This window comes from Streptomyces sp. NPDC057474, assembly GCF_042802555.1.
Classification (GTDB): Bacteria; Actinomycetota; Actinomycetes; order Streptomycetales; family Streptomycetaceae; genus Streptomyces.
This window is the reverse complement of record NZ_JBHVDX010000446.1, coordinates 1-2,880: the sequence shown is the minus strand read 5'-3', so window position 1 is coordinate 2,880 and position 2,880 is coordinate 1. Positions and strand designations below refer to the sequence as shown.

1 protein-coding gene is annotated in these 2,880 nt (G+C 73.1%); it reads right to left on the bottom strand.

Features of this window, described 5'->3' with window-relative positions:
* Positions 1-2,806: hypothetical protein (locus ACFU53_RS47465; RefSeq protein WP_384006721.1), on the bottom strand; the 2,806-nt coding region annotated here is incomplete at its 3' end.
* Positions 2,807-2,880 lie beyond the last annotated feature (74 nt).

Genomic DNA, 2,880 nt, shown 5'->3' with positions numbered 1-2,880 from the left:
GTTGGACGTCCCGGAGGGCGTGCACGCCCTCCGGGACGTAGTGCCAGTGCGTGGTGCCGGCCGCGTCGGTGAGGGTGAGACCGCCGGGCGGTTGGGTGCTCGGGGCGACCGTGAACAGGTCGTCGGCCGGGCGGGCGCCGACGAAGTCGACCGAGGTGGGCGTCCACGGTCCGCCGTCCGCCGACCGGCCGGAGACGCCGAGTTTCCGCCCGTCCAGGTCGGCCGGGCCGCCCCGCAGGAACACCTCCTGGTGGACCAGCCCGCGGTTCGCGTCGAAGCCCAGCGTCAGGTCGGAGGGGTGGTGGTGCACGGTGTAGCGGCTGCCGCCGGGCCCGCCGTGCGGGGTCGGCGTGACGGTGAACTCGCCGAGGACGCGGCCTGCCGGGGGGACTGCCTGTAGGTCGTCGAGGCGGGTCGCGAGCGGCAGGTCCAGATAGTCGCCGAGGGTGGAGACGGCCTGACGCCGCAGTGCCAGTCGGGCCTGCGTGGTCATCTCCCGCAGCTGGTCGCCCAGCAGCCCCGGGCGCAGACCGAGCCGGTCCAGCGACACGGCCGCGTCGTCGGAGAGCCGCTGGACGCCGGGCAGGTCCAGCCCCTGGAAGGTGTGCGAGTCGGGCGCCGCGTGCAAGAAGTCCATGGCGCCGGCGATGCCGGACATGTCCGCCGGGGCGCCCTCCGGCGCCGTACGCGGGCCCGAGGCCTCGTCGAGCGTACGGTCGAACATATGGGCGAGGTCGACGTCGTCCAACTCGCCGCCGAACTCGCCCAGTTCGTCCAGCCGTACGGGCGGTATGTCGGGCCCGGCACCCTCGGTGAAACGCAGGAATCCGGAGCCGTCCTCGGCCGGCAGGTCGCGGAAGGCGAGGCGGCCGGTGTGGTCGAAGTGGAAACGCGAGCCGGTGACCGTGTCGGTGAGGGTGAAGCCGCTGGGGAGCCGCCCGGAGAGGTCGCCGCTCGGCGGAGTGAGCCGGACGGAACCGGCGGCGCCGGTGGGGGCGAGCACATCGACCCCGATTCGCCCGGTGCCGTGCGCGGCGGGGTCGATCGTCACCTGGAGCCGCAGCCCTGCCGGTAGCCCGTCGAACGCGAGAGCGGTCTCCCGACCGAGGAAGGCGCCGTCCGGCCCGAACGTGAACCGGGTCGTGCCGGTCGGGTCGATGACGGCGAACCTGCCGCTGCCGTCGAGCAGTTCGACCGTGAAGTCCGAGGCGCGCACCGGTCCGGTCCCGCCGGGGGCGCGGTCGGTCAGGTCGAGCCGGAACGAGCCCTGCGGTGCCTCGTCGGTCGCCGGGAAGCGGGTCACCCGCAGGTCGAATTCCGCCAGTTCGTCCACTCCGGACAGCGGCACCCGGATCGGTTCGTCCGCGCCCCGGAGACCGTCGTCCATCCGCCGGAGGTTGTCGAGGCGCGCCTGGAGGGCCTCCAACTCGGCGTCCGGGAGGTCGCCGAGTTCCGCGAGCGCGTCGGTGCGGGGCGAGTCGGGGCCCATGACGCGGTTCAGTTCGTCGGCGGACAGGGGCCGAACGTCCTGGGTCAGGTTGTTCCAGAGGTCGTCGACGAGTGACTGTTCCCCTGGGCCGAGACGGCCCGGTTCGGGGAGGGTGTCGGTGCGCGGTGCGTCCGGACCCGTGAGGCGACCGAGGTCGTCCAGAGGGCCCCGTACGCCGCCCGCCTCGTCGAGCGTACGGTCGAAGATCCGTGCCACATCGCCCAGGTCACCGGCGAAGTCGCCGAGTTCGCCGAGTTCGTCGAGCCGGACCGGCGAGGTGCCGGGTGCGGCGTCCTCGGTGAAGCGGAGGAGGCCGGAGCCGTCCCGGGCGGGTACGTCCCGTATCGCGAGCCGGCCGTTCGCGTCGAAGTGGAAACGGGAGCCGGTGACGGTGTCGGTGACCGTGAAGCCGTTCGGCAGCCGTCCGGCGAGTGAGCCGTCCATCGGGCCGAGCCGGAAGGAACCGGTGAGGTTCGACGGCCCGGTCAGTTCGAGGACCCTGGTCGTGGTGGAGCCCGTTCCGGGGGTGATCGTCACCTTGATGCCCAGGCCTGCCGGGCCGTCGATGCCCGGCAGTGTGAGCGGCAGCTCCTGTTGGCGCAGGGTGCCGCCGGGTTCGAACCGCCACACCGCCGTGAGCCCGCCCGTGTCCGGCACGGGCACCCGCACGGTCAGCTCGCTCAGCGCACCGGTCGCGTCCCTGACCGGTGTGAGCGTCGCACCCTGGACGGGCACCCCGTCCGCGCCGACCACCCTCGGCATCGGGTCCAGGGCGTCGTCGGTGAAACGCAGGGTCAAGTCGGTGCCGGTCAGCGGCAGTTCCCGGTACTCCAGGTGCCCCAGGGCATCGACCTGCCAGCGCACACCGCCCTGCGGACCCGTGATGCTCAGCCCGCCCCCCTCGCGGAGGGTGATGTTCACGTTCTCCAGCCGTACCGGACCACCCGGGGCACCGAAGTCCATCACGTCGATCCGGAACGACGCCGGCGCGAGATCGGTCGCCGGGAACTCCGTGACCCGCAGCCGAAGATTCGTCAACTCGTCCGCCCCGGAAAGGGCCATGCCGTCGAACCGGGAGAAATTCATCGGAGTCGGGGCGCCATCGCCCGGCGTCGACGCGAACCGGGCGTCGAAACCGGCGGGCTGCGGCGTGAGATCCGGACGCGGCGGATCGGGGAGTGCGAGCCGGTTCATCGAGCCCACCTCACCGAGCTCACCCGGGCGGCCGAGGCCGCCCAGGTCATCGAGACGGCCGAGGCCGCCCGATTCACCGAGGTCGCCGAGGGCCGAGGGCGGGCCCACCGTCGTGGGCGGCACCGAGGATCCCGACACGTCCCCGCGGATCGGGGGCGCCAACGCCACCCGAACGGCCAACAACACGCCGCCCCCGG